The sequence below is a fragment of the Actinokineospora sp. genome (assembly GCF_050699995.1).
Classification (GTDB): Bacteria; Actinomycetota; Actinomycetes; order Mycobacteriales; family Pseudonocardiaceae; genus Actinokineospora.
The window spans coordinates 1-25,543 of record NZ_JBOHGC010000084.1 but is presented as its reverse complement, the minus strand read 5'-3'; the positions used below and the strand labels follow the sequence as shown (position 1 = coordinate 25,543).

21 protein-coding genes are annotated in these 25,543 nt (G+C 71.0%); 13 read left to right on the top strand and 8 right to left on the bottom strand.

What is annotated here, in order from left to right; genetic code table 11:
* Positions 1 to 337: 337 nt before the first annotated feature.
* The 10 genes from ACRDSQ_RS05050 to ACRDSQ_RS05005 all read left to right on the top strand — a co-directional run bounded on the left by ACRDSQ_RS05050 (position 338) and on the right by ACRDSQ_RS05005 (position 15,983).
* Complete coding sequence (locus ACRDSQ_RS05050; RefSeq protein WP_431419213.1) at positions 338 to 7,450, top strand: amino acid adenylation domain-containing protein; 7,113 nt, start codon at positions 338 to 340, stop codon at positions 7,448 to 7,450.
* Positions 7,451 to 7,497: 47 nt separating this feature from the next.
* On the top strand, positions 7,498 to 8,673 hold the full coding sequence (locus ACRDSQ_RS05045; RefSeq protein WP_431419211.1) for an FAD-dependent monooxygenase: 1,176 nt from the start codon (positions 7,498 to 7,500) through the stop codon (positions 8,671 to 8,673).
* Position 8,674: 1 nt separating this feature from the next.
* Positions 8,675 to 9,604, top strand: a complete 930-nt coding sequence (locus ACRDSQ_RS05040) for an SDR family oxidoreductase (protein WP_431419209.1) — start codon at positions 8,675 to 8,677, stop codon at positions 9,602 to 9,604.
* Positions 9,605 to 9,630: 26 nt separating this feature from the next.
* The gene (locus tag ACRDSQ_RS05035) at positions 9,631 to 10,038 is read left to right on the top strand and encodes a hypothetical protein (protein ID WP_431419207.1); all 408 of its coding nucleotides are present in this window, start codon (positions 9,631 to 9,633) and stop codon (positions 10,036 to 10,038) included.
* The gene (locus ACRDSQ_RS05030) at positions 9,963 to 10,610 is read left to right on the top strand and encodes a 3-oxoacyl-ACP synthase III family protein (RefSeq protein ID WP_431419205.1); all 648 of its coding nucleotides are present in this window, start codon (positions 9,963 to 9,965) and stop codon (positions 10,608 to 10,610) included. Before ACRDSQ_RS05035 ends, ACRDSQ_RS05030 begins: the two co-directional genes overlap by 76 nt.
* 34 nt (positions 10,611 to 10,644) lie before the next feature.
* Entirely contained in the window at positions 10,645 to 11,385 is a 741-nt protein-coding gene (locus ACRDSQ_RS05025; protein ID WP_431419203.1) for an SDR family NAD(P)-dependent oxidoreductase, read from the top strand.
* On the top strand, positions 11,382 to 12,173 hold the full coding sequence (locus tag ACRDSQ_RS05020; RefSeq protein ID WP_431419201.1) for an enoyl-CoA hydratase/isomerase family protein: 792 nt from the start codon (positions 11,382 to 11,384) through the stop codon (positions 12,171 to 12,173). The genes ACRDSQ_RS05025 and ACRDSQ_RS05020 overlap by 4 nt, the downstream gene beginning before the upstream one ends.
* 8 nt (positions 12,174 to 12,181) lie before the next feature.
* Positions 12,182 to 13,861, top strand: coding sequence for a phenylacetic acid degradation protein PaaN (paaN, locus tag ACRDSQ_RS05015; protein WP_431419199.1), 1,680 nt, complete (start codon positions 12,182 to 12,184; stop codon positions 13,859 to 13,861).
* A 125-nt stretch (positions 13,862 to 13,986) separates the two neighbouring features.
* Positions 13,987 to 15,234 (top strand): MFS transporter, encoded by a 1,248-nt coding sequence (locus tag ACRDSQ_RS05010; protein ID WP_431419197.1) that lies wholly within the window; start codon positions 13,987 to 13,989, stop codon positions 15,232 to 15,234.
* Between the two features lie 146 nt (positions 15,235 to 15,380).
* Positions 15,381 to 15,983 (top strand): TetR/AcrR family transcriptional regulator, encoded by a 603-nt coding sequence (locus ACRDSQ_RS05005; protein ID WP_431419194.1) that lies wholly within the window; start codon positions 15,381 to 15,383, stop codon positions 15,981 to 15,983.
* Here ACRDSQ_RS05005 and ACRDSQ_RS05000 read toward each other — a convergent pair.
* From ACRDSQ_RS05000 to ACRDSQ_RS04970, 7 genes are all read right to left on the bottom strand, one after another.
* Positions 15,980 to 17,161: a LuxR C-terminal-related transcriptional regulator gene (locus ACRDSQ_RS05000; protein WP_431419192.1), complete on the bottom strand. Its 1,182-nt coding sequence runs from the start codon at positions 17,159 to 17,161 to the stop codon at positions 15,980 to 15,982. The two genes, ACRDSQ_RS05005 and ACRDSQ_RS05000, sit on opposite strands and share 4 nt — an antisense overlap.
* 387 nt (positions 17,162 to 17,548) lie before the next feature.
* Complete coding sequence (dgoD, locus tag ACRDSQ_RS04995) at positions 17,549 to 18,694, bottom strand: galactonate dehydratase (protein WP_431419190.1); 1,146 nt, start codon at positions 18,692 to 18,694, stop codon at positions 17,549 to 17,551.
* Positions 18,691 to 19,443, bottom strand: coding sequence for an SDR family NAD(P)-dependent oxidoreductase (locus tag ACRDSQ_RS04990; RefSeq protein ID WP_431419189.1), 753 nt, complete (start codon positions 19,441 to 19,443; stop codon positions 18,691 to 18,693). The genes dgoD and ACRDSQ_RS04990 overlap by 4 nt, the downstream gene beginning before the upstream one ends.
* Positions 19,444 to 19,457: 14 nt before the next feature.
* On the bottom strand, positions 19,458 to 20,423 hold the full coding sequence (locus ACRDSQ_RS04985; RefSeq protein WP_431419187.1) for a sugar kinase: 966 nt from the start codon (positions 20,421 to 20,423) through the stop codon (positions 19,458 to 19,460).
* Positions 20,420 to 21,034, bottom strand: a complete 615-nt coding sequence (locus ACRDSQ_RS04980) for a bifunctional 4-hydroxy-2-oxoglutarate aldolase/2-dehydro-3-deoxy-phosphogluconate aldolase (protein ID WP_431419185.1) — start codon at positions 21,032 to 21,034, stop codon at positions 20,420 to 20,422. Before ACRDSQ_RS04980 ends, ACRDSQ_RS04985 begins: the two co-directional genes overlap by 4 nt.
* On the bottom strand, positions 21,034 to 21,492 hold the full coding sequence (locus ACRDSQ_RS04975) for an SMP-30/gluconolactonase/LRE family protein (RefSeq protein WP_431419183.1): 459 nt from the start codon (positions 21,490 to 21,492) through the stop codon (positions 21,034 to 21,036). The genes ACRDSQ_RS04980 and ACRDSQ_RS04975 overlap by 1 nt, the downstream gene beginning before the upstream one ends.
* On the bottom strand, positions 21,489 to 21,920 hold the full coding sequence (locus ACRDSQ_RS04970; RefSeq protein ID WP_431419181.1) for an SMP-30/gluconolactonase/LRE family protein: 432 nt from the start codon (positions 21,918 to 21,920) through the stop codon (positions 21,489 to 21,491). The genes ACRDSQ_RS04975 and ACRDSQ_RS04970 overlap by 4 nt, the downstream gene beginning before the upstream one ends.
* 139 nt (positions 21,921 to 22,059) lie before the next feature.
* On the opposite strand from ACRDSQ_RS04970, the gene ACRDSQ_RS04965 reads away from it, so the two are divergent.
* Positions 22,060 to 23,316 carry an ROK family protein gene (locus ACRDSQ_RS04965; protein WP_431419180.1) on the top strand — a complete coding sequence of 419 codons (1,257 nt, stop codon included), beginning with the start codon at positions 22,060 to 22,062 and terminating at the stop codon, positions 23,314 to 23,316.
* Positions 23,317 to 23,388: 72 nt separating this feature from the next.
* On the opposite strand, the gene ACRDSQ_RS04960 is transcribed toward ACRDSQ_RS04965, so the two are convergent.
* Positions 23,389 to 23,991, bottom strand: coding sequence for a QsdR family transcriptional regulator (locus ACRDSQ_RS04960; protein ID WP_431419177.1), 603 nt, complete (start codon positions 23,989 to 23,991; stop codon positions 23,389 to 23,391).
* 110 nt (positions 23,992 to 24,101) lie between these two features.
* On the opposite strand from ACRDSQ_RS04960, the gene ACRDSQ_RS04955 reads away from it, so the two are divergent.
* On the top strand, positions 24,102 to 25,106 hold the full coding sequence (locus ACRDSQ_RS04955) for an NADP-dependent oxidoreductase (protein WP_431419176.1): 1,005 nt from the start codon (positions 24,102 to 24,104) through the stop codon (positions 25,104 to 25,106).
* Between the two features lie 28 nt (positions 25,107 to 25,134).
* Positions 25,135 to 25,543 (top strand): acyl-CoA dehydrogenase family protein (locus ACRDSQ_RS04950; RefSeq protein WP_431419175.1); only part of this gene is annotated, 409 nt, incomplete at its 3' end.

Below are 25,543 nucleotides of genomic sequence, written 5' to 3'. Positions count from 1 at the left end.
ACGCGGACACACCAACCGCTACGACCGACGACCCCCGAACACACCAGCCGTTCAGGTCCTCACCTACCGGGTCCTCCTACACCCACTCCAACCACCACCAACTTGATCTTTTAAAGCAGTGGCATTGCGGGGCGACCGGCCAGGACTACTCGAATATGCAGTCGACACGACTGCGCGGGAGAGTAGTGGAAACACTTTCAGGACCGGACTACGTTGGATCTCGGAACGATCAACTGGGGTGACCGCCAGCGTGCTCAAGGGGATGTGACGCGGGTCGCGAAAAATCGGTCCACAGAACAATGGGAACACGTCTCCCGAGTTTCCGAAAGGTGACCACGTGGTCAACAACGCACAGTTTCCGCTTAACTCCTACCAGCGCGACGTCTGGGCGGCTGATTCGGTGCTTCCGGATTCCCCGCAATTCAACGGCGCCATCCACGAGCGGCTCACCGGGCCGGTGGACCTCGAGGTGCTGCGGGCGTGCCTGGAACGTGCGGTGGACGGCAACGACGCGTTCCGGCTCCGGTTCGGCGAGCGCGATGGCCAGCCCTACCAGTGGCTATCCGATGAACAACCGGTGATCGAGCTGATGGACTTCCGCACCGCCGCCGACCCGGCCGGTGCGTGCGCGCAGTGGATGGAGCAGGCGTTCGCGAGCGCTTTCCAGGCGAACGGCGGGCGGCTGTACCAGGTCACGCTGTTACGTGAGAGCGCCGAGGTAAATCATTTGTACCTGCGGACGCACCACGTGATGATGGACGGCTGGGCGCTGAACGAGTTCAGCAGGCAGGTATTCGCCGACTACGCCCATATGGCCGACCATGGAGTGCCCGCGAATGGCCCACGCCAGTCATATCTTGAATTCCTTGAAGAAGATCAGCGGTATCGCGCCTCGACCGCGCACGAGAGCGACCGGACTTTCTTTCAGCGGGAATTGACGGATGTCGAACCCGCGTTGTTCGCGCGGACAGTGCCGACCGGCGAGCGCCGCTTCGGCCGAACCACGTTCGTGCTCGACGGCGGCCTGGTGGAGCGGATGCTGGCCGCGGGCGCCTCGCCGTTCGCCTACATCGCGGGCGTCTTCGCCACCTACCTCACGCGGGTGCACCGGTCGGCGGAGGTTGTGCTGGGCGTGCCCATGCTGAACCGCCCGTCCGCGACCGCGCGGGAGACGCTCGGGCAGTTCGCGAACACGCTGCCGTTGCGGGTGCGGATCGACGGCCGGTCCATGACGGACTTGGCCGCCGCGGTGCGGACCTCGACGAAGGCCTTGCAGGAGCACGAGAAGCTCGCGCTCGGCGATGTGCTGCGCGCGCTGCCGCAGAGCGGAGCACAGGCCCGCACCCTGTTCGACGTCACCATCTCCTATGTCCGCTTCCCACGGCCGACCCGTATCCCGGGTGTCGAGCGGGACACGGTGATCATGAGTCGGGGCCACGACCAGGACACGCTCTCGGTGGTGGTCCGCGCCTTCGAGGACGTCAGCGAGGTCGCGGTCGACCTGGAGTACGCCCTCGACGTCTTCGACGAGGACTTCCCGGCCGACGCGGTGGGCGGACACATCCGCACCCTCATCGAGCAGGCGCTCGACCACCCGGACCGCCTCGTCGACACCCTGCCGGTGCTCACCGAGGGCGACCGGCCCGACGTGGCGGGCCCGCGCGTCGAGTTCCCCGACGCCACGCTCCACGACCTGATCGCCGCGCGGGCCGCACGCGCCCCTCACCGGATCGCGGTCGTGGGTGACGCCGTCACCTACGCGGAACTCGACAGGCGCGCCGACCAGGTCGCGGGCGTCCTGCACGCGGCGGGCGTGCGCCCCGGTGACCGGGTCGCGGTCCTCCTCGAACGCGGTCCGCACCTGCTGCCCGCGCTGCTCGGCACGCTCAAGGCGGGCGGCGCGTACGTCCCCGTCGACCCCGGTTACCCGAAAGCCCGCGTCGAGTTCCTGCTGGCGGACAGCCGGGCCAAGGTCGTGCTGGTCGACCCCATGACAGAGGCCCCCGGCGTGCCCGCCGACCAGGTGATCCGCATGGACGACCTGCCGAAAGCCGGCGCGGACCTGCCCGCCGTCAGCCCGCGCGACCTCGCGTACGTGATCTACACGTCCGGCTCGACCGGCTCGCCCAAGGGCGTCATGGTCGAGCACCGCTCGGTGGTGAACCGGCTGGCCTGGATGCAGCGGCGGTATCCGATCGGCCCGAACGACGTGATCCTGCAGAAGACGCCGACCTCGTTCGACGTCTCGGTGTGGGAGCTGTTCTGGTGGGCCATCGAGGGCGCCCGGGTCGCGCTGCTGCCGCCGGGCGGCGAGAAGGACCCGCGCGAGATCCTGCGGACGATCATGAGCGCGGGTGTCACGGTGCTGCATTTCGTGCCGTCGATGCTCGGCCCGTTCCTGGACCTGTTGGAGCAGTCGCCCGACCTGGTCGAGGCGGCGTCGGGGCTGCGGCTGGTGTTCTGCAGCGGCGAGGCGCTGCCGCCGGCGCGGGTGGAGCAGTTCAACCGCGTGTTCGCGGCCGACCCACCGCAACTGGTCAACCTCTACGGCCCCACCGAGGCCACCGTCGACGTGTCCTACTACGACTGCCCGAGCGCGGGCCCGGTGCGGCGGGTGCCGATCGGCAGGCCCATCGACAACACCGAGTTGCACATCCTCAGCGCCGCCGGGCAGCGACAGCCGGTCGGGGTCGCGGGCGAACTGTGCGTCGGCGGTGTCGGGGTGGCCCGGGGCTACCTCGACCGACCCGAGCTGACGGCGGAGAAGTTCGTCGACGATCCGTTCACCCCCGGCGGGCGGCTCTACCGCGCCGGGGACCTCGCTCGGCTGCTCGCGGACGGCGAGATCGAGTACCTGGGCCGCATCGACGGCCAGGTGAAGATCCGGGGCAACCGGGTCGAACTCGGCGAGGTGCAGAACCGGCTCGCGGCGGTGCCCGAGGTGCGCGACGCCATCGTCATCGACCGGGAGTCCGCGGCCCGCGGCACCTACCTCGTCGGCTACTACGTGGCCGACACCGAGATCGAGTACCCGGTGCTGCGGGGCCTGCTCGCCGAGTCGCTGCCGGAGTTCATGATCCCCGCGCACTTCCTGCGGATCGACCGGATCCCCTTGACCCCCAACGGGAAAGCCGACCGGCGGGCGCTGCCCAGAACGGTGTCCTCGGCGATCGAGGCGGACACCGCGCGCACCGAGACCGAAGCCGTGCTCGCGGCCGTGTGGGCTGAGGTCCTCGATGTGGCGTCGGTCGGGATCCACGACAACTACTTCGTCCTCGGCGGCGACTCGCTGCTGATGCTGCGTATCCGGGCGGAGAGCGAGAAGCGCGGCATCCACTTCTCGCTGACCGACGTCATCCAGCGGCCCACGGTGGCCGAACTGGCCGCGGTCGCCGTGCTCGGCCCCGAGCACCACACCGCGGACTCGGTCGCGCCCTTCGAGTTGACCTCCGCGGTCGACCGGGCTCGGCTGACCGGGGTCCAGGACGCCTTCCCGGTGACCCGGCTGCAGCTCGGCCTGCTGTTCCACAGCCGCGAGCACGAAGACTCGGCGATGTACAAGGACGTCTTCCAGTACACCCTGGAGATTCCCTGGCGGGAGGCCGAGTTCCGGCGGGCGTTCGGCAAGGTCGTCGACCGGCACCCGGTCCTGCGCTCCTCGTTCGATCTGGCGGGCAACTCCGAGCCGCTGCAGGTGATCCACGACCGGGCGCCGGGCGCACTCGACGTGGTCGACCTGCGTCCGATGTCCAGGGCCGACGCCGAAGCGAAGATCCGCGCGCACATCCGCGAGCGCCGGTTCCACCGCTACGACTTCACCCAGGCGCCGCTCTACCACCTGCGGGCGCACGTCCGGGCCGACGCCATCGACCTCGTGCTGAGCTTTCACCACGCGATCCTCGACGGCGGCAGCGTGGCGAACCTGCTGCGCGAACTGCTGCAGGACTACGGCCACGACATCGGCCTGCCGGTGGCTCCGGTGCCCGCGCACGCTCTGCCGTCGCCCGCGAACCATGTCCGTGAGGAGCTGCGGGCGCTCGACTCCGACGCCGACCGCGACCACTGGAAGCGCACGCTCGACGGGGTCACACTTCCCTCGCTCGACGGATTCCGTTCGTACGAGGCGCCTTCGGCCCCCGAGCAGATCGTGCACCGGGTCGAGGTGCCGACGGAGCTGCGTGACACGGTCCGCCGGTTCGCCCGGGCGCAGGAACTGCCGGTGAAGTCGGTGTTGTTCGCGGCCTACTGCCTGACGATGCGGGCCAGGTTCGGCGCGGACGACTTCGTCACCGGGCTGATCACCCACGGCAGGCCCGAGCAGCGCGACGCCGAGCGCATCGTGGGCCTGTTCCTCAACACCATGCCCGTGCGGGTGACCGCGGGCCCGACCTGGCTCGACACCGTGCGCGGCCTGTTCGCCCAGGAGCAGGACAGCCACCCGCACCGCCGCTACCCGCTCAGCGCCATCCAGGCCGACCAGGGCGGCGAGCTGCAGGTGGAGTCGGCGTTCAACTACGTCCACTTCCACGTGCTCAGCACGATGCTGCGGCTGCCGCGGGTGCGGCTGACCGACTTCAAGACCTGGGAGGAGACGAACTTCAAGATCCTGGTCAACGCCATCGTCGATCCGACCGACGGCGGGATCGAGCTGCGGCTCGACTACGACGGCCGCACCTTCACCCCGTCGCAGGCAGAGGACTTCGGCGCGACCTACATCCAGGTGCTCGCCCGGCTGGCCGGGGATCCACACGGGACGGTCGATTTCGGTTTCCTCGTGGCAGAACCCGCGATCGTGGCGAACCCGGCGCGCGAGGAGCGCGACGTCGTCCAGCTCTTCGCCGAGCAAGTCGCGCGCACGCCGGATGCGACGGCGCTCGTGTTCGACGCGGTCGAGTGGACCTACGCCGAACTCGACGCCGTGGCCGAGCGGGTGGCGGGCCACCTGATGGCGGCGGGCACGAAGACCGGTGACCGGGTCGGGATCGCGATGGACCGTTCCCCCGAGCTGATCGCCGTCGTCCTCGGTGTCGCGAAGGCGGGCGCGGCCTGTGTCCCGCTCGACGCCGGATACCCGGTGGCCCGGTTGACGGCCATGCTGGAGCGGGCGCGGCCGGTCCGGGTGATCGCCCACCGCGCGCACGCCCAGCTCGTCGCCGACCCGGCCGTGCTCCTCGACGCGGAAACCGTGACCGCTGAGGAGCCTGAGGGCACGGATGCCCGCCGGCCGATCAGTCTCGACCAGACGGCGTACCTGCTGTTCACGTCCGGCTCGACCGGCGAGCCCAAGGGTGTGGCGATGCCGCACCGCTCGCCGGCCAACCTCGTGGCCTGGCAGAACCGGGTGCCCAGCGGCGCCGTCGGCGGGCGGACACTGCAGTTCGCGCCGCTGAGCTTCGACGTGTCGTTCCAGGAGATCTTCGCGACGCTGTGCGGTGGCGGCTCCTTGCTGCTGGTCTCCGAGGCGACCCGGCGGGACATGCCCGCCCTGCTCCGGCTCCTCGACACCGCCGCGGTCGAGCGGGTCTTCCTCCCGTACGTCGCGCTGCAGCAGCTCGCCGAGACCTCGACGGCGTTGAAGCTGGTGCCCCGGGCACTGCGGGTGGTCATCTCCTCCGGCGAGCAGCTCCGGGTGACCGAGGAGATCCGCGGACTGTGCTCGGCACTGCCGGGCGTGATCCTGGAGAACCAGTACGGGCCGACCGAGTCCCATGTGGTCACCAGCTTCTCGATGACCGGCGACCCGGCCCGGCATCCGGCGCTCCCGCCGATCGGGAAGCCGATCGACGGCGCCGAGGTGCTCCTGCTCGACGAGCGCGGCAGGCCGGTCCCCCAAGGCGTCAAGGGCGAGATCCACCTCGGCGGCGCGTGCCTGGCGGAGGGCTACTTCGGCCGACCGGAGCTCACCGCCGAGCGGTTCGTGCCGCATCCGTCCGCCGAGGGCTCCGTGCTCTACCGCACCGGCGACCTCGGTCTGGCGCTGCCGAGCGGCGACATCGTGTGTGTGGGCCGCGCGGACTCGCAGGTGAAGGTCCGCGGCTTCCGGGTCGAGCCCGCCGAGGTGGAACTCGCGATCATCGGCTTGGGTCTGGCGGGAATCCGGGACGCGGCGGTGGTGCCGCGCCGCCGCGACGGGATCGACAACTTCCTCGCGGCTTTCCTCGTCGGCGATCCAGCAGCGGTGGACCTCGACGCGGTGCGCGCCCGGCTGCGCGAGACGCTGCCGGAGTACCTGGTGCCCACGCACTTCCAGTGGCTGGAGGCGATGCCGCTCACGCCGAGTGGTAAACGAGACGACGGCACGCTGCGGCGGATGCCGATCACGGCCGCCGTCGCCGCGGACACCACGGCGCCGCGCGACGACTTGGAGCGCGCACTCGCCGAGATCCTCGCCGACCTGCTCAAGGTTCCGATCGTCGGCGTGCACGACAACATCTTCGAACTCGGCGCCAGTTCGCTGACCGCGATGCGGCTCGTCGTGCTCATCGAGCAGCGTTACGGGGTGGCGATCGCGCTGTCGGGCTTCATCGCCGCGCCGACGGTGGCCAAGCTCGCCGAGCGGCTGCGGTCCGACGCCGCGGTGTCGCGGTTCGACCCGGTGGTGCCGATCCGTCCGCAGGGAGCCCGGCCGCCGATGTTCTTCGTTCATCCCATGGGCGGCAACGTGTTGTGCTACCTGCCCCTGGCCGAGCACCTGCCCGCGGACCAGCCGTTCCACGCGCTGCAGGCGGCGGGCGGGGACGCGGGCACCGAGCCGGTCCCGACCGTGCACGCTCTGGCCCAGAGCTACCTCGAAGCGATCCGCCGGGTGCAGCCGCACGGGCCGTACACGTTGGGCGGCTGGTCCTTCGGCGGGTTCGTCGCCTTCGAGATGGCCCGGCTGCTGCGCGAGGCGGGCGAGGAGGTGGCCAACCTGTTCCTGCTCGACACCGTCGCGCTGAACCTCGGCGAGCGCACCCGCGCCACCGACGACGCCCTGCTCGGCTGGTTCTTCTGGGAGCTGCTGTGGCTCGAGCGCGGCGGCGCCTCACCACTGGACGCGATCCCCGTGGAACTGGACTCCCTCGACGCCCGGTTCGACTTCATCGCCGCCCGGGCCGTCGACCTCGGTGTGCTGCCGCAGGGCAGTTCCGGCGCGATCGTGCGCAGGCTCTTCGCGGTGTACGCCACGAACTGGCAGTCCGCTCTGGACTACCGGATCGGTGTGCTCGACGTCGACGTGACCCTGATCCACGCGACCGAGGCGCTGCCGCACGTGCTCGCCGAGATGCACTCGGCCGCGGGCAGCCAACACAGAGACCCGCGGAACGGCTGGGGCGGAACGACCACCGCCCGACTCCACACCGTCGACGTGTCGGGCGACCACCTCACGATCATGGAGGAGCCGCACGTGCGGGTGGTCGCGAAGACGATCGCCGACTTGGTCAACTCCACCGAAAGCCGGATCTCCTGACCATCGTCCCGAATACGCGGACACGACCACCGAAGGGAATTCTCCCCATGGGGAAGAAGAAAGTCATCGTCATCGGCGCGGGCATCGGCGGACTGAGCACCGCGGTGACGCTGGGCCGGGTCGGCATCGACGTGGAGGTCCACGAGCGGGCCCCCGAGCTGCTGGCGGCCGGATCCGGGCTCTCCGTGATGAGCAACGCCATCTCCGCGCTGGACACCCTCGACATCGACCTCGGTCTGGAGAAGCGCGGCCAGGTGATCGAGTCGTACACGATCCGGGAAGCCCGGGGCGGCGTGGTCCGGGAACTGCCGTTCCCCGATGTGTGCCGCAGGATCGGGACGCCGAGCGTGTGCATCAGCCGGTCGGACCTGCAGCAGGCGCTGCTCGACGCGGCGGGCGACGTGCCGATCCACTTGGGACACACGGTCACCGGGTTCGAGCACGGAGCCGACGGCGTGCGGGTGAGCTTCGAGGACGGCGGCCACGCCGAAGGCGACATCCTGGTCGGCGCCGACGGATTCCGCTCGACCATCCGCGGCCGGCTCGCGGGCATCGATGACGCGCGCGACAGCGGATACGTCTGCTGGCTGGGCATCGTCCCCTTCGAGCACGAGCGCTTCCCCACCGGCTGCGTCGGCCACTATTGGGGCAGCGGACAGCGGTTCGGGCTGATCGACATCGGCCGCGGCCGCGCCTACTGGTGGGGCACCAAGAACATGCCCGCGGAGGAGTCGGCCGACTGGCGCGGCGGCAAGGCCGCGGTGCTGGCCGCCTACGACGGCTGGGCGGACGAGGTGCGCGCGGTCATCGAGGCCACGCCCGAGGCGGACATCCTCGCGGTTCCCTCCCGGGACCGGCCGTTCCTGGAGCGCTGGGGCACCGGCCCGGTCACCCTGCTCGGCGACGCCGCGCACCCGATGCTGACGAGTCTCGGCCAGGGCGCGGCCATGGCCATCGAGGACGCGGTCGTGCTGGCCACGACTCTCGCGGAGCGGGCCGACAGCGTCGACGCGCTGCGCACGTACGAGGACCGCAGGCGCGAGCGCACCCGGCAGATGGTCGCCACCTCGCGTTCCGTCAGCGAGTTCGAGCAACTGGAGAACCCGTTGCGCCGAGCCATGCGGGACACGTATTTCCGGTTCGTGCCCCGCAAGGTGCTCGAAGGGCAGAGCGAATTGGCCCTGACCTTCCCCCGCGTCGAGCCTGCCATGAGGGGAAACTGACATGTTCGGTGCGAGTTCATCCACAGTGGACCCGGCGGGGCGCACGGTGCTCGTCACGGGCGCGTCGTCGGGATTGGGCCGGGAGGCCGCGCTGGGACTGGCCCGCGCGGGCTTCCAGGTGGTCGCCGGGGTCCGCGCCCTCGACGACGGTGAGCGGCTGGCCGAGGAGGCGGCCGCGCGGCTGCGGCCCGTGCTGCTCGACGTCACCGAACCGGAGTCCGTCGCCGCGGCGGCGGAGCAGGTGGCGCGGGCGGTGGGTGTGCGTGGCCTGTGGGGTCTGGTGAACAACGCGGGCATCTGCGTGTCGGCGCCGCTGGAGTGCGTGGCGCCCGAGGTGCTGCGCAGGCAGCTCGACGTCAACGTCGTCGGCCAACTCGCGGTGACCCAGGCGGTCCTGCCGCTGCTGCGCGACGCCCGCGGCCGGGTCGTGAACGTGACCTCGGGCGTCGGCAACGTCGCCGTCCCGTACCTCGGCGCGTACGCCGCCGCCCAGTTCGCGAAGGAGGGGATGTCCGACGCGCTGCGCCGCGAGCTGCGTCCGCTGGGGGTGGACGTGTCGGTAGTGCAGCCAGGGTCGATCATGACACCGATCTGGGGCAAGATCGCCGAGTCCGGCCACGATGTCCTCGACCGCGTGCCTGCCGAGATCGCCGACCTCTACCGCGAGTCGTTCCCGCGCTTCCTCGAAGCGAACGAGAAGACGGCCATCGCGAGCAAGACCACGCCCGCCGACTTCGCGCGAACCGTGCGGCGGGCGCTCACCGCCGCCCGACCCAAGACCCGCTACCGCGTCGGCACTGACGCGCGGACCGTCGCCGTGCTCGCCCGGCTGCTGCCCGACAGCCTGCTGGACCGGCAGTTCCGCGCCGTGGTCGGCCCGCCCAGGACCGCCGCCGGAGATCCGGCCGGGAACCGGCTGCGACCCGTCTGAGCACCACGAACCGTTGGGAGGCAACAATGTCCGCAGTGGGAATCCGCGGAATCGGGGCACATCTGCCCGGCCGCCGCATCGACAACGACCAGATCCGTGCGTGGACCGGCGCCACGACCGAGTGGGTGCGCGAACGCACCGGCATCATAGGCAGGCGCTACGCCGGTTCGGGCACGGTCACCTCCGACCTGGCCGTCGCCGCCGTGGCCGACCTGCTCGCCACGGACCCGGCGATCCGCGAGCGGATCGACCTGATCGTGCTCGCCACCTCGACCCCGGACCAGCCGCAGCCCGCGACCGCGGCCATCGTGCAGCACAAGCTCGGCTCACCGACATCCCCGCGTTCGACGTCAACGCGGTGTGCTCGGGCTTCCTCTACGCGCTCGCCACGGCGGACGGACTGCTCAAGGACACCGACAGCACCGGTCTGGTGATCGGCGCGGACATGTACTCCACGATCATGGACCGCGCCGACCGGCGCACCGTGAGCCTGTTCGGCGACGGGGCGGGCGCGGTGTTGCTGGGCCGCGTCCCGGACGGCTACGGGTTCCGGTCCATCAAGCTCACCACCGACGGTGGCTACCGGGAGCTCGTGGAGGTCGTCGCGGGCGGCACCCGCGAGCGGATCACCCCCGACGCTATCACGGCGGGCCGCGATCTGTTCCGAATGGACGGACGCGCGGTGCGGGCCTACGCGCTCAGCGCGGTGCCCAAGGTGGTGGCCGAGGCGCTGTCCGCCGCCGCGTTCGATGTCGACGACATGGACCGGGTCATCGTCCACCAAGGGAATGTTCGGCTGGTGGAGATGCTGGCCGCGGAACTGGGCGTCCCGATGGACCGGGTGCCGATGACCGCGGCGGAGTACGGCAACACCGGTGCCGCGTCGATCCCGGTGACGCTGCGCGCGGCACATGCCGAGCGGCCGTTCGAACGGGGAGAACGGGTGCTGCTCGCCGCGGTCGGCGGCGGGATGACCGCGGGCGCCTGCGTGCTCGTGTGGCACTGACCCACCACTTCATCGCGAACAGGGAGAGAAAGTCATGCGGCTAGCCGGAAAGGTCGCCGTCGTCACGGGCGGCACGAGAGGACTCGGCCGCGCCATCGCGGAACGCTTCCTCGACGAGGGGGCCAGCGTGGTGTGCGCGGCCCGCAACCCCTACGACATCGTCGAACTCATCGACCGCGCGCCGGGCCGGGTCGCCTTCCACGCGGTGGACGTCACCGACCCGGACAGCGTGGTCGAGCTGATGGACCAGTCGGTCGAGGCCTTCGGCGGCCTCGACATCGTCGTCGCGAACGCCGCGGTCAGCCGAGACGGCAAGGTGGAGCGGCTCGACCCGCGGGACTGGCGGCAGATGGTGGACACCAACCTCAACGGAGTCTTCTACAGCACGCAGGCCGCGGCGAAGCACATGATCGCGCGGGGCGGCGGTCACATCATCACCGTCTCGTCGTGCATGGCCAGCCGGGTGGCGGTCGGCGCCGCGGGCTACGCGGCGACCAAGGCCGCGGTGGAGATGTTCACCCGCACCTCGGCGATCGAGTTGGGCCGCAAGGGTGTCCGGGTCAACTGCCTGGCGCCCGGGGTGCTCGACGGCGGGATGGGCGAGCAGCTGGCGGACAACGACAAGGTGTGGGCCGTCTACAAGGAACGGTTCTCCCTTGGCCGCGCGGGCAGGCTCGACGAGGCCGCCGACGGCGCGCTCTTCCTTGCCAGCGAGGCGAGTTCCTACGTCAACGGGCACGTGCTGGAAGTCAACGGAGGCCTGCTGTGGGCGTGACGAGCGAACCGGACACGGCCGTGCGTCTGGTCGTCGCGGACGGGATCGGGGTGCTGCGGCTGGCCCGGCCGCCGGTCAACGCGCTGGACGCGGCGGCGCAGGAAGACCTGCGCCGGGCCGCCGAGGAGGCAGCCAGCCGCGACGACGTGGCCGCAGTGGTCCTCTACGGCGGTGAGCGGCAGTTCAGCGCGGGGGCCGACATCCGGGAGATGGCGGCCATGAGCCACTCGGCGATGCTCGTGCACGCCGAACGGCTTTCCGGGGCCTTCACGGCGGTGGCCGACATCCCCAAGCCGGTCGTCGCCGCCATCACCGGGTTCGCCCTCGGCGGCGGCTGCGAACTCGCGCTGACCGCCGACTACCGCGTCTGCGCCGACGACACCCGGATCGGGCTGCCGGAGATCGCTCTCGGCGTGATCCCGGGGGCGGGCGGCACCCAGCGGCTGAGCAGGCTGGTCGGCACCGGGCGGGCGAAGCGGATCATCTTCACCGGCGCCCCGCTCGGCGCGGCGCAGGCACTCGACATCGGGTTGGTCGACGAAGTCGTTCCAGCAGACCAGGTCTTGGCCGCCTCGACAGCGTGGGCGAGCCAGTTCGTCGGCGGGCCGGCGCTGGCCCTGCGCGCGGCCAAGCAGGCCGTCGACCTCGGCGCGGGCACGGACCTGCGCAGCGGCCTGCAGATCGAGCGGGCCCTGTTCGCGGGCCTGTTCGGCACCGAGGACCGGTCGATCGGGATGACGTCGTTCGTGACCGCGGGCCCCGGTCGCGCCGGATTCGTCGGCCGGTAGGGGAAGTCGTGACCCGACGAGCACGCCACCGGGCCATCCTCGACCGGGCCTTGGAGGTGATCGCCACCCGCGGCTATTGGTCGCCCTTCCCTGAGGATCCCAAGGCGTACGGCGACGCGGCCCGAGCCGCGGGCGAGCGCGCGTTCCACGCCCTGCTCGGCACACCGATGGAGTTCGACCAGCCCGGCGTGGACGGCATGGTGGGTCCGGGTGACGGCGGTGAGCGCTCGCCGTACGGAATGCCGCTGGGCATCTCGTACCCGCACGTCGACCCGACCCTGCTGCTGCCCGCGATGGCGGCGGCGATGCCCGCGTGGCGCGACGCGGGGCCGGAGGAACGGGCGCTGGTCTGCCTGGAGATCCTCGACCGGATCCACGCCCGCTCCTTCGAGTTCGCCTACGCGGCGATGCACACCAGCGGCCACGGGTTCCTGATGGCATTGCACGCGGGCGCCGCGCACGCCCAGGACCGGGCGCTGGAGGCGATCGCGCACGCGTATGCCGAACAGAGCCGACTTCCCACTCACGCGGTCTGGACGAAGCCGCGCGCCGGAACCGGTCCGCTGGTGATGGCCAAGACGTTCCGGACCGTGCCGCGGGGGATCAGCCTGCTGATCGGCTGCGCGACCTTTCCCGCGTGGAACGGCTATCCGGGGCTGTTCGCCTCACTGGCCACGGGCAACCCGGTGCTGGTCAAGCCGCACCACTCGGCCGTGCTGCCTCTTGCGCTGACTGTGCGCATCGCGCGGGAGGTGCTGCGGGAGCATGGATTCGACCCGAATCTCGTGTGCCTCGCGGCCGAGCGGTCCGGCGAGGGGCTGGGCAAGGTGCTCGCCGCCCGGCCGGAGGTCCGCATCGTCGACTACGCGGGCTCCGGCTCCCTGGGGCCGTGGCTGGCGACGAACGTGCGGCACGCTCAGGTGTACGCCTTCACCAGCGGCGTCAACTCGATCCTGATCGAGTCCACATCGGACTATCGGGGCATGCTGGCGAACCTCGCGTTCACCCTGTGCCTCTACAGCGGCCAGCTTCCGGGATCGCCGCAGAACCTGCTCATCCCCCGGGACGGGATCGACACCGATCAGGGCCACCGCGGTTTCACCCAGGTCACCGATGACCTGGCGGCGGCGGTCGAGGAGCTGCTGGCGCAGCCCGACCTGGTGTTCGCGCTGCTCGGCGCGATCGTCAGCCCGAGCGTGCGCACCCGGCTGCGGCACACGGATTCCGGGGCGCTCGGCAAGGTCCTGCTGTCCTCGCGGCAGCTCACACATCCGGAGTTCCCGGACGCCGCCGTGCACTCTCCCGTCCTGGTCGAACTGGACGCCGACGGTCCAGCCGACCGCGCGACCCTGCTCGCGGGTCACTTCGGCCCGGTGTGCTTCGCGGTCGCCGTGGAGTCGGCCCAGGCCGGGGTGGACCTGGTGCGCGACACCGTGGCCACCCGCGGCGCGATGATCACCGGCGGGTACACGACGTCGGCGGCGGTGGAGTCGGCCCTGGTCGAAGCCTGCGCCGACGTGGGCGTCTCGCTGGCCCTCAACCTCACCGGCGACTGGTACATCACCCAGTCCGCCGTCTACTCCGACCTGCACGGGACCGGCGCGAACCCGGCGACCACCGCGAGTTTCTGCGACGCCGGCTTCGTCGCGGACCGCTTCCGCACGGTCCAGGTGTGCCGGGCCGAGTAGCCGGCCCAGATCACAGTGACCCGCCTTGCGGAGAAACTCTAACGAGTGTTTCAATTGTAGCGATCGTTCAACTTACTGCTCGGAGGCATCCATGACCCGCCCCTCGCCGGACACCGCGCAAGGCGGTGGCCACCGTGGCTAACCCGTACCGCGAACTGTTCTCCGCACCCGGCTCCCTCGCGTTCTCCATCACCGGTTTCATCGCCCGGATGCCGATCTCGATGACCGGCATCGGCATCATCGCCATGCTGTCGCAGATGCGCGGCGACTACGGCCTCGCGGGCGCGGTCTCCGCCGCGTTCACGCTGTCCATGGCGCTGATCGGACCGCAGGTCTCGCGGGTCGTCGACCGCCGCGGCCAGGGCCGAGTCCTGCTGCCCGCCACCGGGATCAGCGTGGCCTCGCTGGGCGCTCTGCTGCTGTGCGCGCACTACGACGCGCCGGTCTGGACGCTGTTCGTCTTCGCCGTGCTCGCCGGGTTCATGCCCAGCATGGCCGCGATGGTCCGGGCCAGGTGGTCGGAGCTCTACAGCGACTCGCCGAAGCTGCACACGGCGTTCTCCCTGGAGTCGGTGATCGACGAGTTGACCTTCGTCGTCGGCCCGGCGCTGTCGGTGGCGCTGTGCACCGCGCTGTTCCCCGAGGCGGGCCCGCTGCTGGCGGTGATCTTCCTGGCGGTCGGCGTGCTGCTCTTCGTCGCCCAGCGCAAGACCGAGCCCGCCGTGCGGCCGCCGAGCGAGGCCGCGGGCGGCTCGGTGATCAGCAACGGCGCGATCCTCGGGCTGGTGCTGACCCTGACGGCGGGCGGCGTCATCGTCGGCGCCGTCGACGTGGTCAGCGTCGCCTTCGCCGAGGACCAGGGCAGCCCGGCCGCCGCGGGCATCGTGATCTCCGCCTACGCCCTGGGCTCCGGCGCGGCCGGACTGCTGTTCGGGATGCTCAAGCTGACCATCCCGCTGCCGCGGCTGCTGCTGATGGGCACGGCGGGCACCGCGCTCACGACGCTGCCGCTGCTGATCGTCGGCAACATCGCGACCCTGTCGGTCGCGGTGTTCGTCGCGGGCGTGTTCTTCGCCCCAACGATGATCGTGATCATGGGCCTGGTCGAGAAGATCGTGCCCGGCTCGAAGATCACCGAGGGCATGACCTGGGCGATCACCGGCCTGAGCATCGGCGTCGCGATGGGCGCGGCGGTCTCCGGCGAGGCCGTCGACCGGTTCGGCCCCGACGGCGGATTCACCGTCGCGGTCATCGCCGGAGCGTTCGCCCTGCTGGTCGCGGCCCTCGGCTACCGGCTGCTCACCACGCGCGTGCGGGAAGCCGAACGCGCAGGCGAACAGGAGCGGACCGCGGCCGCGCCGAGCCAGGTCTGAGCCAGACCCCGGCGGCCCACCCCCTGGCCGCCGTGCGAAAGCGGTGGCCCTCCCGGTCCCCCTTCCCGGAGGGCCACCGCGACCACGTCCGCCCGTGCGACCCGCGGGTACTGTCCGTAGCAGACAATCGACCCCGGAGGTGCGGCGTGAGTGAACCGATCACCGACGGCCGCCGGGCCAAAGGCGAGCGCCGCAAGCAGGAACTGATCGAGGCGACCCTGCGGGTGGTGGCCCGCGAGGGCGTCGCCGGTGTCAGCCACCGGACCGTCGCCCGCGAGGCGGACATGCCCGCGACGGCCGCGGCCTACTACTTCCAGGGCATCGACGACTTGCTGACGGCGGCGCTCACCCGGTCGATGGACGACGACGCCGAGCGGATGCGCCTGCTGGCCGCGGACGCCGACGGCGGCGCCGACGGACTGCGCGCGCTGGCCGAGCGGATGGCTGAGGTCGTCGTCGCAGAACCGGGCGCGCTGCTCGCCGAGTACGAGCTGTACCTGCTCGCGGCGCGGGAGCCGAGGCTGCGGCCCGCGACCCACCGGTGGATGGACGCCGTGGCCGACTTCGCCCGCCGCTACACCGACGACGCCGTGCGGATCCAGATCCTCGTCGGCGTCGTGGACGGCATGCTGCTGCAGGGACTGCTGCACGACCGGCCGCCCAGCGCCGACGACTTCGAGGCGGTGCTGCGGACCGTGCTCGTCGAACCCGCCCGCACCCCCGGATCGGCCAAGGCGGACGCGCTCTAAGTCTCGATCTCCTGCCTGCGCACGGCGTCGAGCAGGCCGATCCGCGAGGTGACGCCGAAGGTCCGGAAGATCTTCTTCAGGTGGTAGTTGACCGTGTGCGGCGAGAGGTAGATCCGGCGGGCGATCTGCCGGTTGGTCAGGCCCGCCCCGACCAGGCTGATGATCGTGCGTTCCTGCTCGTTGAGGAACGGGTTGTCCACCGTGATCTCCGGTGCGGGCTCGAGCTTCGACACGGCGCGTTCGGTGTCCGAAGTGGACGGAGTGGACGTCCGTGGCCGGGCCTCGGCGCGGCTCGGGCGGTCGGCGCCGAGCGACCGCGCGTGCGACACCAGTTCCTCGCGCAGCGCGTGCGGGACGGAGTCGGTGACCACCCGCCACAGCAGCTCGCTGCGGAAGGACACGCCCTGGTCGTCGTCGCACGAGACGACCCCGCTGTCACAAGCCTCTTCCAGCACCGGAAGCAGGGCGGGCAGCGACAGGTTGAGCAGGGTCGCGAGCTGGCCGAAGGCGAGTTCCTTGCCGAGCACGGCCGCGACCCTGAGCAGTTTGCGGCACTGCACCGAGTAGTCCTTGAGCATCGACCGGACCAGCAGGTGCAGGCTTTCCGGCACGCGGTCGACGACCAGTTCGGCTTCCGGCCGCACTGTGCGCAGCGTGCCCTCGCGATGCATGCCCTCCAGCAGTTCCACCACCATCATCGGGTTTCCCCCGGCGGTGTCGATGAGGTCGGCGAGGGCGGGTGTGGGCGGCATGCCCAGGATGTCGACGGCCAATGTCCGGGTGGCGCAAGGCGACAGCGGGCCGAGGATGATCCGCTCGCGCATGGACGTCGGCTTGGGTAAGACGGTGTCGACCAGAGAGGACCCGCCTGGCCTGCGCACGACGATCCACACGACCGCGGTGCCCGCGGTCCTCCGGCGGTGCGCCAGCAGGGTCGCCATCTCCTCCTCACCGAGCAGGTGGGCGTCGTCGACGGCGAAGAGCACCGGGTGTCTGCGGACCTCGGTCGGCCGGACCGGGGCCACGGCCTTCGTCGAGGTCAGCCGGTGGCGCTGCTCGGCGTTCCCACTCACCGTGAGGAATCCGAGTTCCTCGGCCATGGCGACGGCCTCGCGGAGCAACCGGGTCTTGCCCGATCCCGGGGCGCCCTCCACGGTCAGCAGGGAGAACCCGGCCACCTGGCCTGAAATGAGCGTCCGGCGAATGTGCGCCAACTGTTCTTCCCGGCCGCGCAATGGGAGATCGAGTAAGTTCCACCCGGCCGTGACGTCGTCCAAGCAAGGCATATCTTCGAAACCCCCCGATGAGATCCCCGCGGCCGACCCCCGGCCACCCCCAATCAAGGATGCTACCTGCGGCTGTACCAGGCGTGGGGTGACCTACGTCTCGGGGCCGGAAACACCCTTGACAACACTATTCCGACATTCCCGGATATTCACCTGGATTTGATGGACTCATAACGGAAGCGCGTGTCAGTTCCACACGGCTCACCGGGCCCCGCGTCGGCAACCCTCATCGGCGGCGGCCCCACCGCCCGCGACATCGCCGGCGCTCTCGGGTCAACATCACCACTCCGCCAGGGAGCCGTCGTCGCGGCGCCAGACCGGGTTGCGCCAGCGGTGGCCGGTCTCGGCGGCCTTCGCCACCGCCCGCTCGTCGACCTCGATGCCCAGCCCAGGAGCCGTCAGCAGGGCGACGTGGCCGTCGGCGTAGTCGAAAACCCCGGGGTCCACCAAGTAGTCGAGCAGGTCTGAGCCCTCGTTGTAGTGGATGCCCAGGCTCTGCTCCTGGATGAGTAGGTTCGGGGTGGCGAACCCGACCTGCAGGCACGCGGCGAGCGCGATCGGCCCGAGTGGACAGTGCGGGGCGAGGGACACGTCGTAGGCCTCGGCCATCGCGGCGATGCGGCGCACCTCCGAGATGCCGCCCGCGTGCGACAGGTCCGGCTGGGCGACCGCGATGCCTTGGGCCAGCGCCGATTTGAAGTCCCAGCGGGAGTAAAGCCGTTCCCCGGTGGCGATCGGGATGCTGGTGGAGCGCACGATGTCGCCGATGTGGTCGCTGAGTTCGGGAACGAGCGGTTCCTCGACGAACATCGGCAGCAGCGGCTCGAGCAGCGGCAGCACCCGCCGGGCCATCGGGATGGTGAGCCTGCCGTGGAAGTCGACCGCGATGTCGAACTCGTCGCCCACCGCACCTCGCACGGCGGCCAGCCGGTCGACGATGCCGTGCACCGCTTTCGGGGTGTCGAGCAGCCGCAACTCGGGGGACGCGTTCATCTTGATCGCGGTGAAGCCCTGCTCCTTGCGCTCCAGCGCGGCTTCGGCGACCTCGCCGGGCCGGTCGCCGCCGATCCAGCTGTACATGCGGATCCGGTCGCGCACCGGGCCGCCCAGCAGTTGCCACACCGGCACCCCGAGCGCCTTGCCGGTGATGTCCCACAGCGCCTGGTCGATGCCCGCGACCGCGCTGGAGAGAATCGGGCCGCCGCGGTAGAAGCCGCCCTTGGTGAGCACCTGCCAGTGGTCCTCGACGCGCAGCGGGTCCTGGCCGATGAGGTAGTCGGACAGCTCGTCGACGGCGGCGGCGACGGTGTGCGCCCGCCCCTCGATCACCGGCTCGCCCCAGCCGGTGATCCCCTCGTCGGTCTCCACCTTGAGGAAGCACCACCGGGGCGCCACCAGGTAGGTGGTCAGGGACGTGATCTTCACAGGGACTCCTTCTTGACGCTCCAGCCGCCGTCGACGACCAGGCTGGCTCCGGTGATGTAAGCGGCCTCTGGGGAGGCCAGGAAGGCGCTCGCGGCGGCGACCTCCTCGGGCAGGCCGAGCCTGCCCAGGGCGGTCGCGCCCGCCGACAGCGCGCGGCCCGCCTCGTCGACGTCGCGCCACGACTCGGTGAGGATCGGGCCTGGCTGCACCGAGTTGACCCGCACGTGCGGCCCGTACTCGACCGCGAGCTGGCGGACGAGCGCGCTCAGCCCGCCTTTGGCCGCGGCGTAGGCGGGGTAACCAGGAAGGCCGAACGCCGCGTGCACGCTGGATGTGGCGACGATGTTCCCGCGCCGGGCGCGCAGGTCGTCGAGGAACGTGCGGGCGGCGAGGTAGAGGGCCCTGAGGTTGACCGACAGCTCGTGGTCCCACGCCGCCACCGGCAGCTCGTGCGCCGGCCTGCTGACGTGGATGAACGCGTTGCTGTGCACGATGTCCACCGGGCCGAACAGCTCATGTGCCCGGTCCCGCAGGGCGACCCATTCGTCCTCAGCGGACACATCACAGTGGACATATGCCGCCCGGTGGCCCTCGGCGAGGATCTTCTCGGTCACCTGTTCGCCCGCGGCGTCGGCGATGTCGGCGAGGACGACGGCCGCGCCCTCGGCGGCGAACCGGTTCGCGCTCGCCGCGCCGACGCCGGAGGCGGCGCCGGTGACCACCACGACTTTCCCGTGGAATCGGTGCATGGGTTCAGTTCCCTTCATCTGCTGACGTCGGCCGCGTCGAGCAGCGGCAGGTCGCCACGGCGGGGCAGCCCTTCCCAGTCGCCCGCCGCGGACACCGCGAACGCCCCGCAGGTCGCCGCGAGCCGCAGGCATCGCGCCGCGTCGGACCCGTCGAGGGTGCCCGCGAGGTAGCCCGCGACGAAGGCGTCTCCGGCCCCGATCGGGTCGACGCTGGTGGCCGGGATCGCTTGCTGGACAAGGACTTCTTCGGCGTGGTGGACGAGAGCGCCTTGGTCGCCGAGCTTCAGCACCGCCGTGGCCGGGCCAAGCGCGCTCAACGCTCGCGCCATCCGTCCGGGCTCCTTCTCGGCGACGATCAGCGACGCCTCCTCGGGTCCGGCGAAGACGATGTCGGCCTGCGCCACCATCGGCGTGAGCACAGCGGAAGCCGCCGTCCGCGACCACAGCAGCGCCCGGTAGTTGACATCGAGCGACACCGTGGTCCCAGCCGCCTTGGCCACCCGCACCGCCTCCCGCACAGCGGCGAGCGCGGTGTCGCTGAGCGCGGGGGTGATCCCGGTGACGTGCAGGATTCGCGCGGCAGCGATGAGGTCGGCGTCGACGTCGGCGGGGGAGAGGCGGGAGCCCGCGAGGCCGCTGCGGTAGTACGTGACCCGTGCGCGGTCGGCGGTGCGCCGCTCGCGGAGCATCAGCCCGGTCGACGCCTCCGGGTCGACCCGGGCACCGGAGAGGTCGACACCCTCGCCGCGAAGTCCACTGAGGACCATCGAGCCGATGGCGTCGTCGCCGACCCGCCCGATCCAGGCGGCGGCGTGCCCGAGCCTGCTCACCCCGATCGCGACCGTGGCCTCGGCGCCCGCGAACGACAGCCGGGCGGAGCCGCCGACGGCGAGTGGACCAGGTTCGACGCCGGACACGACGCCCATCGCCTCGCCGAGCGTGACCAGCGCGGGCCGGTCAAGGGGGCTGCCTGCCGTCATCGCCGGATCCGCTCGATCAGGGCGTCGGCGCGGGTCCGAAGCGCGTCGAGGTCGCCGGTTTCGCACGCGTCGCCGATCAGCGGGGCGCCGATGCCGACCGCGCGGGCGCCTGCGTCGAGGTACGCGGCGGCGTCGTCGAGGCCGATACCGCCGGTCGGCACCAGGGGAATGTCTGGCAGCGGTGCCCTGATCGCCTTGAGGTGTGCGACGCCGCCGGTCGCGGCTGGGAACAGCTTGACCAGGTCGGCGCCCGCCCGCCAGGCCGACAGCACCTCGGTCGGGGTGTACGCGCCGGGCAGCACGGGCACGCCGAGCGTGCGGGCCTCGGCGATGACGTCGAGGCAGACGGCGGGGGAGATGAGGTAGCCCGCGCCCGCCTCCACCGCGCGTCGGGCTTCCTCGGGGGTGGTGACTGTGCCCGCGCCCAACGCCATCCCGTCCGCGGTGAAGGCGGCCAGCGCGTCGTACGCGCCTGGCGTGGTGAGGGTGAACTCCACCGCGCGGATTCCGGCAGCCCGCAGGGTTTCGGCGACCGCGACGAGGTGTTTCGCCGAGGTCGCCCGCAGGATGGCGATCACCGGGGTGGTGTCGAGGGCGGTTTCCAGCCGCATCAGTCGCTCCAGATCTTCGCGTCGTCGAATGGGGTCGCGGGCAGGCCCGTGGCGCTGGGTTTGCAGGCGAAGAGTCGTCCCGCGTCAGGTTCCCCCGCCAGGTCGTCGGCGGTGCGTCCCTCGGTGGCGGTGGTGATCACCAGGATGTCCAGATCGGGTCCGGCGAAGGTGCAGTTCGACACGTGTGCGGCCGGGACCGGCACGACGGTGTGCGGGGAGCCGTCCGGGTCGAACGCGCGGACCTGACCCGCTCCCCAGACCGCGACCCAGACCCGGCCCGCGGCGTCCACCGTCAGGCCGTCGGGCTCGCCGTCGGCGAACTCGGCGAACGTCCGCCTGCCGCTGAGGTCGCCGGTCTCCAGGTCGTAGTCGAAGACGTCGACCCGCTTGGTCGCGCTGTCGGCGTAGTAGAGCAGCCGCCCGTCGGGGCTCCAGCCCAGGCCGTTCGAGATCGTCACGGGGTCGAGCAAATCCGGCCCTCGCTGTCGAGGCTGACCAGCGCGCCCGCGTCGGGTCGGGCGTCGAAGGCCATGGTCCCCGCCAGCAGCCTGCCGCGCGGGTCGCACTTGGCGTCGTTCATCCGTCGGGCGACGCCGTCGTCCGGGAGGTCGAGCGCGGCGAACTCGTCGCCGGGGGCGAACCGGAACCCGGTGCCCGCCGCGGCCAGCAGGCCACCGGACGCGCGCGGCACCACGGCTCCGACGGCCGCGCTCAGGCTGATCGTGTCCACCAGTCGCAGGTCCGGGATCTCGGGCCGGGGGACGAACTCGGCGACATGGATCAGGCCGGCAAGGATGTCCACCCAGGTCAGGACCTGTCGGCGGGCGTCCCAGACCGGGCCCTCGGAGAGCGTCCCTGGTGGTGGCGCACACGGCAGCACGCGCATCGCAGCTTCTCCCTCGTCTCGGTTCGAGGCGGAACGCTAAGACTTTGTCTAACGGTTGTAAATAGTCTCGGGCAATATTTACAACCGTTGGAAGAACCGGTAGAACTACCGGGCAACGTTCCTTGCGAGAGGCGTCGACATGATCAAGCGGTCCGCGCGCGACATCCGCAGGCGCAACCGGTTCGACGCGCTCCGCTGCGTCTACGCCGCGCCGGGACCGGTCAGCCGCCAGGAGATCGCCGCGGCGACCGGACTGTCGTTCGCGACCGTGGCGAACCTGATCGCGGAACTGCTCGACGCCGGTGTGTTGCTGGAGGCCGGCCAGGAGAACATCGGTGCGGGCAGGCCGAGGTCGAAGCTCGCGGTCAACCCCCGACGCGGCGCGCTGGTGGGTGTCGACATCTCCGAGACGTTCATCCACGTCGAACTCTTCGACCTGTCGATGACCACCCGGCACGAGCTGCGCCACCCGCTGCCCGAGCGGGACAGCAAGCCCGATGAGGTGATCGAGCACCTGGTCGGCCTGGTCTCCCGGCTCCTTGAGGCCGCGGACGTGCCCGCCGAGCAGGTGCTCGGGGTCGGGGTCAGCGTGCCGGGGCAGGTGGAGCCCGAGGGCGGGGTGTCGGTGTTCTCCCCGTACTGGGCATGGCACGACGTCCCACTGCGCGCGATGCTGGCCGAGCGGCTGCGGCTGCCCCTGTTCCTGGACAACCCGCTGAAGGCGGCGACCGTCGCCGAAATGTGGTTCGGCGCAGGCCGCGGCGTGGACGACCTGGTCGTGATCACCCTGCGCACCGGCGTCGGCGCGGGCATCGCCGTCGACGGCTCCCTCCTGCGCGGCGTGACGAACAGCGCGGGCGAGTGGGGCCACACCTGCCTGGTGCTAGACGGCCGCCCCTGCCGCTGCGGCAGCGCCGGCTGCGTGGAGACCTACGTCGGCGCCCCGGGGATCATGCGCACCCTCGCCGAGGTCGACCCCGACAGCCCCCTGCTGCACCCCGACGACCAGGCGGCGACCATCGAAGCCATCGCCCGCGCCGCCGACGACGGCGACGAGGTCTCCCTCGCCGTGATCGCGAAGACCGGCCGCTACCTGGGCGCCGCGGTGGGCAACCTGATCAACCTGATCAACCCCCAGGTCCTGGTCCTGAGCGACTGGGTGTCCGCCAAACTCGGTGACCGACTGCTGAGCGTCACCCGAGAAGTCGCCGCCCACCACGCCCTGTCCCAACCCTTCCGCGCGGTCGACCTACGCCTGTGCGCGCTGCCGCACAACCCGGTCAGCCTGGGAGCGGCCACCTTCGCGCTCGAAGGGTTCCTCAACGACCACGAGATCTTCGGTTCCGTCGCTTCCCGCAGGCCGGTGGCGGCAAGCGCGGGCGAGACTGGCGGGTAGAGCGAGGTGCTGTTCGACTCCGTCCTGTCGAGATCGGTCGCAATGAGCGCGGGCGGGGCCCTCGCCGGGCTCCTACCGGCCTGAACCGCCGATGCCGAGCAGCGCGGCGTGCACCTCACGCAGCTTGCTGATCTCGTGGCGCATCCCCGCGGGTGAGCAGTCGTGCACGAACGCCTCGCCGAGGCGGACTATCGCGTACGCCAGCGTCGTGATCTCGATCGGCGGATGGAAGTCGTCCTCGGCGGCCACGCGTTCGAGGTAGGCGGCCGCGATCCGCACGATCCCCGGGTGCACGAGACCCGAACTCGACGTCATCACCTGCAGACCCGTGGGCTCCGCGGCCAGGAAGGCGCGCAGCGGCGGGCTGTCGATCAGCCAGCGGTTGACCGAGTCCAGCGTGTCGAGGACCCGGGCCGCGCCGCGCCCGGAGGCGTTCGCGTCGGCCCGGTCGAACAAGGCCGCCATCTCACCCAGGATCACTTCGGCGAGCAGACCCTCCCGTGAGCCGAACCACCGGTACATCGTCGCCCGCGAGGCCCCGAACTCCGCGGCGATCGCGCGCACCTCGATCCGGCGCCCCTCGACGAACGCCCGACGCGCCGCCGCGAGCACCTCGTCTCGGGTCGCGGCGGCGGGTCGGCCGACCGGACGGCGGGGCTCCCTGGTGATACTCACAGCGAAGGAATATAGTGCATCTAGAGGAAGATGTCTGTAATTCATCCAGGATGTCGGCGGCCGCACCGTCGGCAGGGCCCTGACCAGCGACAACGGGAGATCCAGTGTCCATGAGCAACCGTCAGATCCGCCTCGCCGCTCGCCCGGTCGGCCTGCCCGATGAGAACTCCTGGCAGCTCACCGAGGAGCCCGTGGGCACGCCCGGCGAGGGCGAGGTGCTCGTGCGGACCCTGTGCCTGTCGCTGGACCCGGCGATGCGCGGCTGGATGAACGACGTGCGCTCCTACATCCCGCCGGTCGCCATCGGCGCGGTCATGCGCGCGGCAGGCGTCGGCCGCGTCGTCGCCTCCGGTGACGAGCGGTTCGCCGAGGGCGCCTACGTCTCCGGCGCGGTCGGCGTGCAGGAGTACGCCGTCCTGCGCGGCGACGACCTGCAGCCGGTCGACCTCGACGTCGCCCCGCCCGCCCGCTGGCTCGGCGCGCTCGGCATGTCCGGCATGACCGCCTACTTCGGACTCCTCGACGTCGGCGCGGCCAAGGAGGGCGACGTGGTCGTCGTGTCCGGCGCCGCGGGCGCGACCGGGTCGCTGGTCGGCCAGATCGCGAAACTCAAGGGCTGCAAGGTGATCGGCATCGCCGGTGGCGCGGAGAAGTGCCGCTGGCTGGTCGACGAGCTCGGCTTCGACGCGGCGATCGACTACAAGTCCGTAGACCTGAAGGAGGCGCTGCGCGAGCACGCGCCCAAGGGCGTCGACGTGTACTTCGACAACGTCGGCGGCGAGATGCTCGACACCGTGCTGGCTCGCCTCGCCCGCGGCGCCCGGGTCGTCATCTGCGGCGCCATCTCGCAGTACAACGCGACCGAGCAGGTGCAGGGCCCGCGGAACTACCTGCAGCTGCTGGTCGCGCGTGCCCGCATGGAGGGTTTCGTGGTGTTCGACTACGCGAACCGCTTCCGCGAAGCCGCCAAGGAGCTGGCGGGCTGGATCGCCGAGGGCAGGCTCGTCGCCCGTGAGGACATCGTCGACGGCGGTGTCGACGCCTTCCCCGCCACGTTGAACAAGCTGTTCCGCGGCGAGAACACCGGCAAGCTGATCCTGCGCCTGGCCGACTGACCAACCCCTCGCGACCAGAAGGAAACCCATGCGCCGCACCGTTTTCACCGAAGACCACGAGGCATTCCGGCAGACCGTCCGCGCCTTCATCGAGGCCGAGGTCGTCCCCGGCTACGACGAGTGGCTCGCCGCGGGTCTCGTCCCGCGCGACCTGTACCTGAAGCTCGGCGCGCTGGGCGTCTTCGGCATCGAGGTGCCCGAGGAGTTCGGCGGCGCGGGGGAGGAGTCCTTCAAGTACGAGGCCGTCATCACCGAGGAACTCACCCGGGCCGGGGTGAGTTTCGGCGGCAGCAGCGTGCATGTCGCGCTGTGCCTGCCGTACCTGCTGGCCTACGGCACCGAGGAGCAGAAACGCGGCTGGCTGCCCGATTTCGTCTCGGGCGAGACGATGTTCGCCATCGCCATGACCGAGCCCGGCACCGGCTCGGACCTGCAGA

Excerpts from the sequence above, each read along its gene's own strand:
- ACRDSQ_RS04955 (WP_431419176.1), top strand. The coding sequence starts at position 24,102 with ATGAGCAACCGTCAGATCCGCCTCGCCGCTCGCCCGGTCGGCCTGCCC.
- ACRDSQ_RS04985 (WP_431419187.1), bottom strand. The coding sequence starts at position 20,423 with ATGACGGCAGGCAGCCCCCTTGACCGGCCCGCGCTGGTCACGCTCGGC.
- ACRDSQ_RS05035 (WP_431419207.1), top strand. The coding sequence starts at position 9,631 with ATGTCCGCAGTGGGAATCCGCGGAATCGGGGCACATCTGCCCGGCCGC.
- ACRDSQ_RS05040 (WP_431419209.1), top strand. The coding sequence starts at position 8,675 with ATGTTCGGTGCGAGTTCATCCACAGTGGACCCGGCGGGGCGCACGGTG.
- ACRDSQ_RS04990 (WP_431419189.1), bottom strand. The coding sequence starts at position 19,443 with ATGCACCGATTCCACGGGAAAGTCGTGGTGGTCACCGGCGCCGCCTCC.
- ACRDSQ_RS04980 (WP_431419185.1), bottom strand. The coding sequence starts at position 21,034 with ATGCGGCTGGAAACCGCCCTCGACACCACCCCGGTGATCGCCATCCTG.
- ACRDSQ_RS05025 (WP_431419203.1), top strand. The coding sequence starts at position 10,645 with ATGCGGCTAGCCGGAAAGGTCGCCGTCGTCACGGGCGGCACGAGAGGA.
- ACRDSQ_RS05045 (WP_431419211.1), top strand. The coding sequence starts at position 7,498 with ATGGGGAAGAAGAAAGTCATCGTCATCGGCGCGGGCATCGGCGGACTG.
- ACRDSQ_RS04965 (WP_431419180.1), top strand. The coding sequence starts at position 22,060 with ATGATCAAGCGGTCCGCGCGCGACATCCGCAGGCGCAACCGGTTCGAC.
- ACRDSQ_RS04970 (WP_431419181.1), bottom strand. The coding sequence starts at position 21,920 with ATGCGCGTGCTGCCGTGTGCGCCACCACCAGGGACGCTCTCCGAGGGC.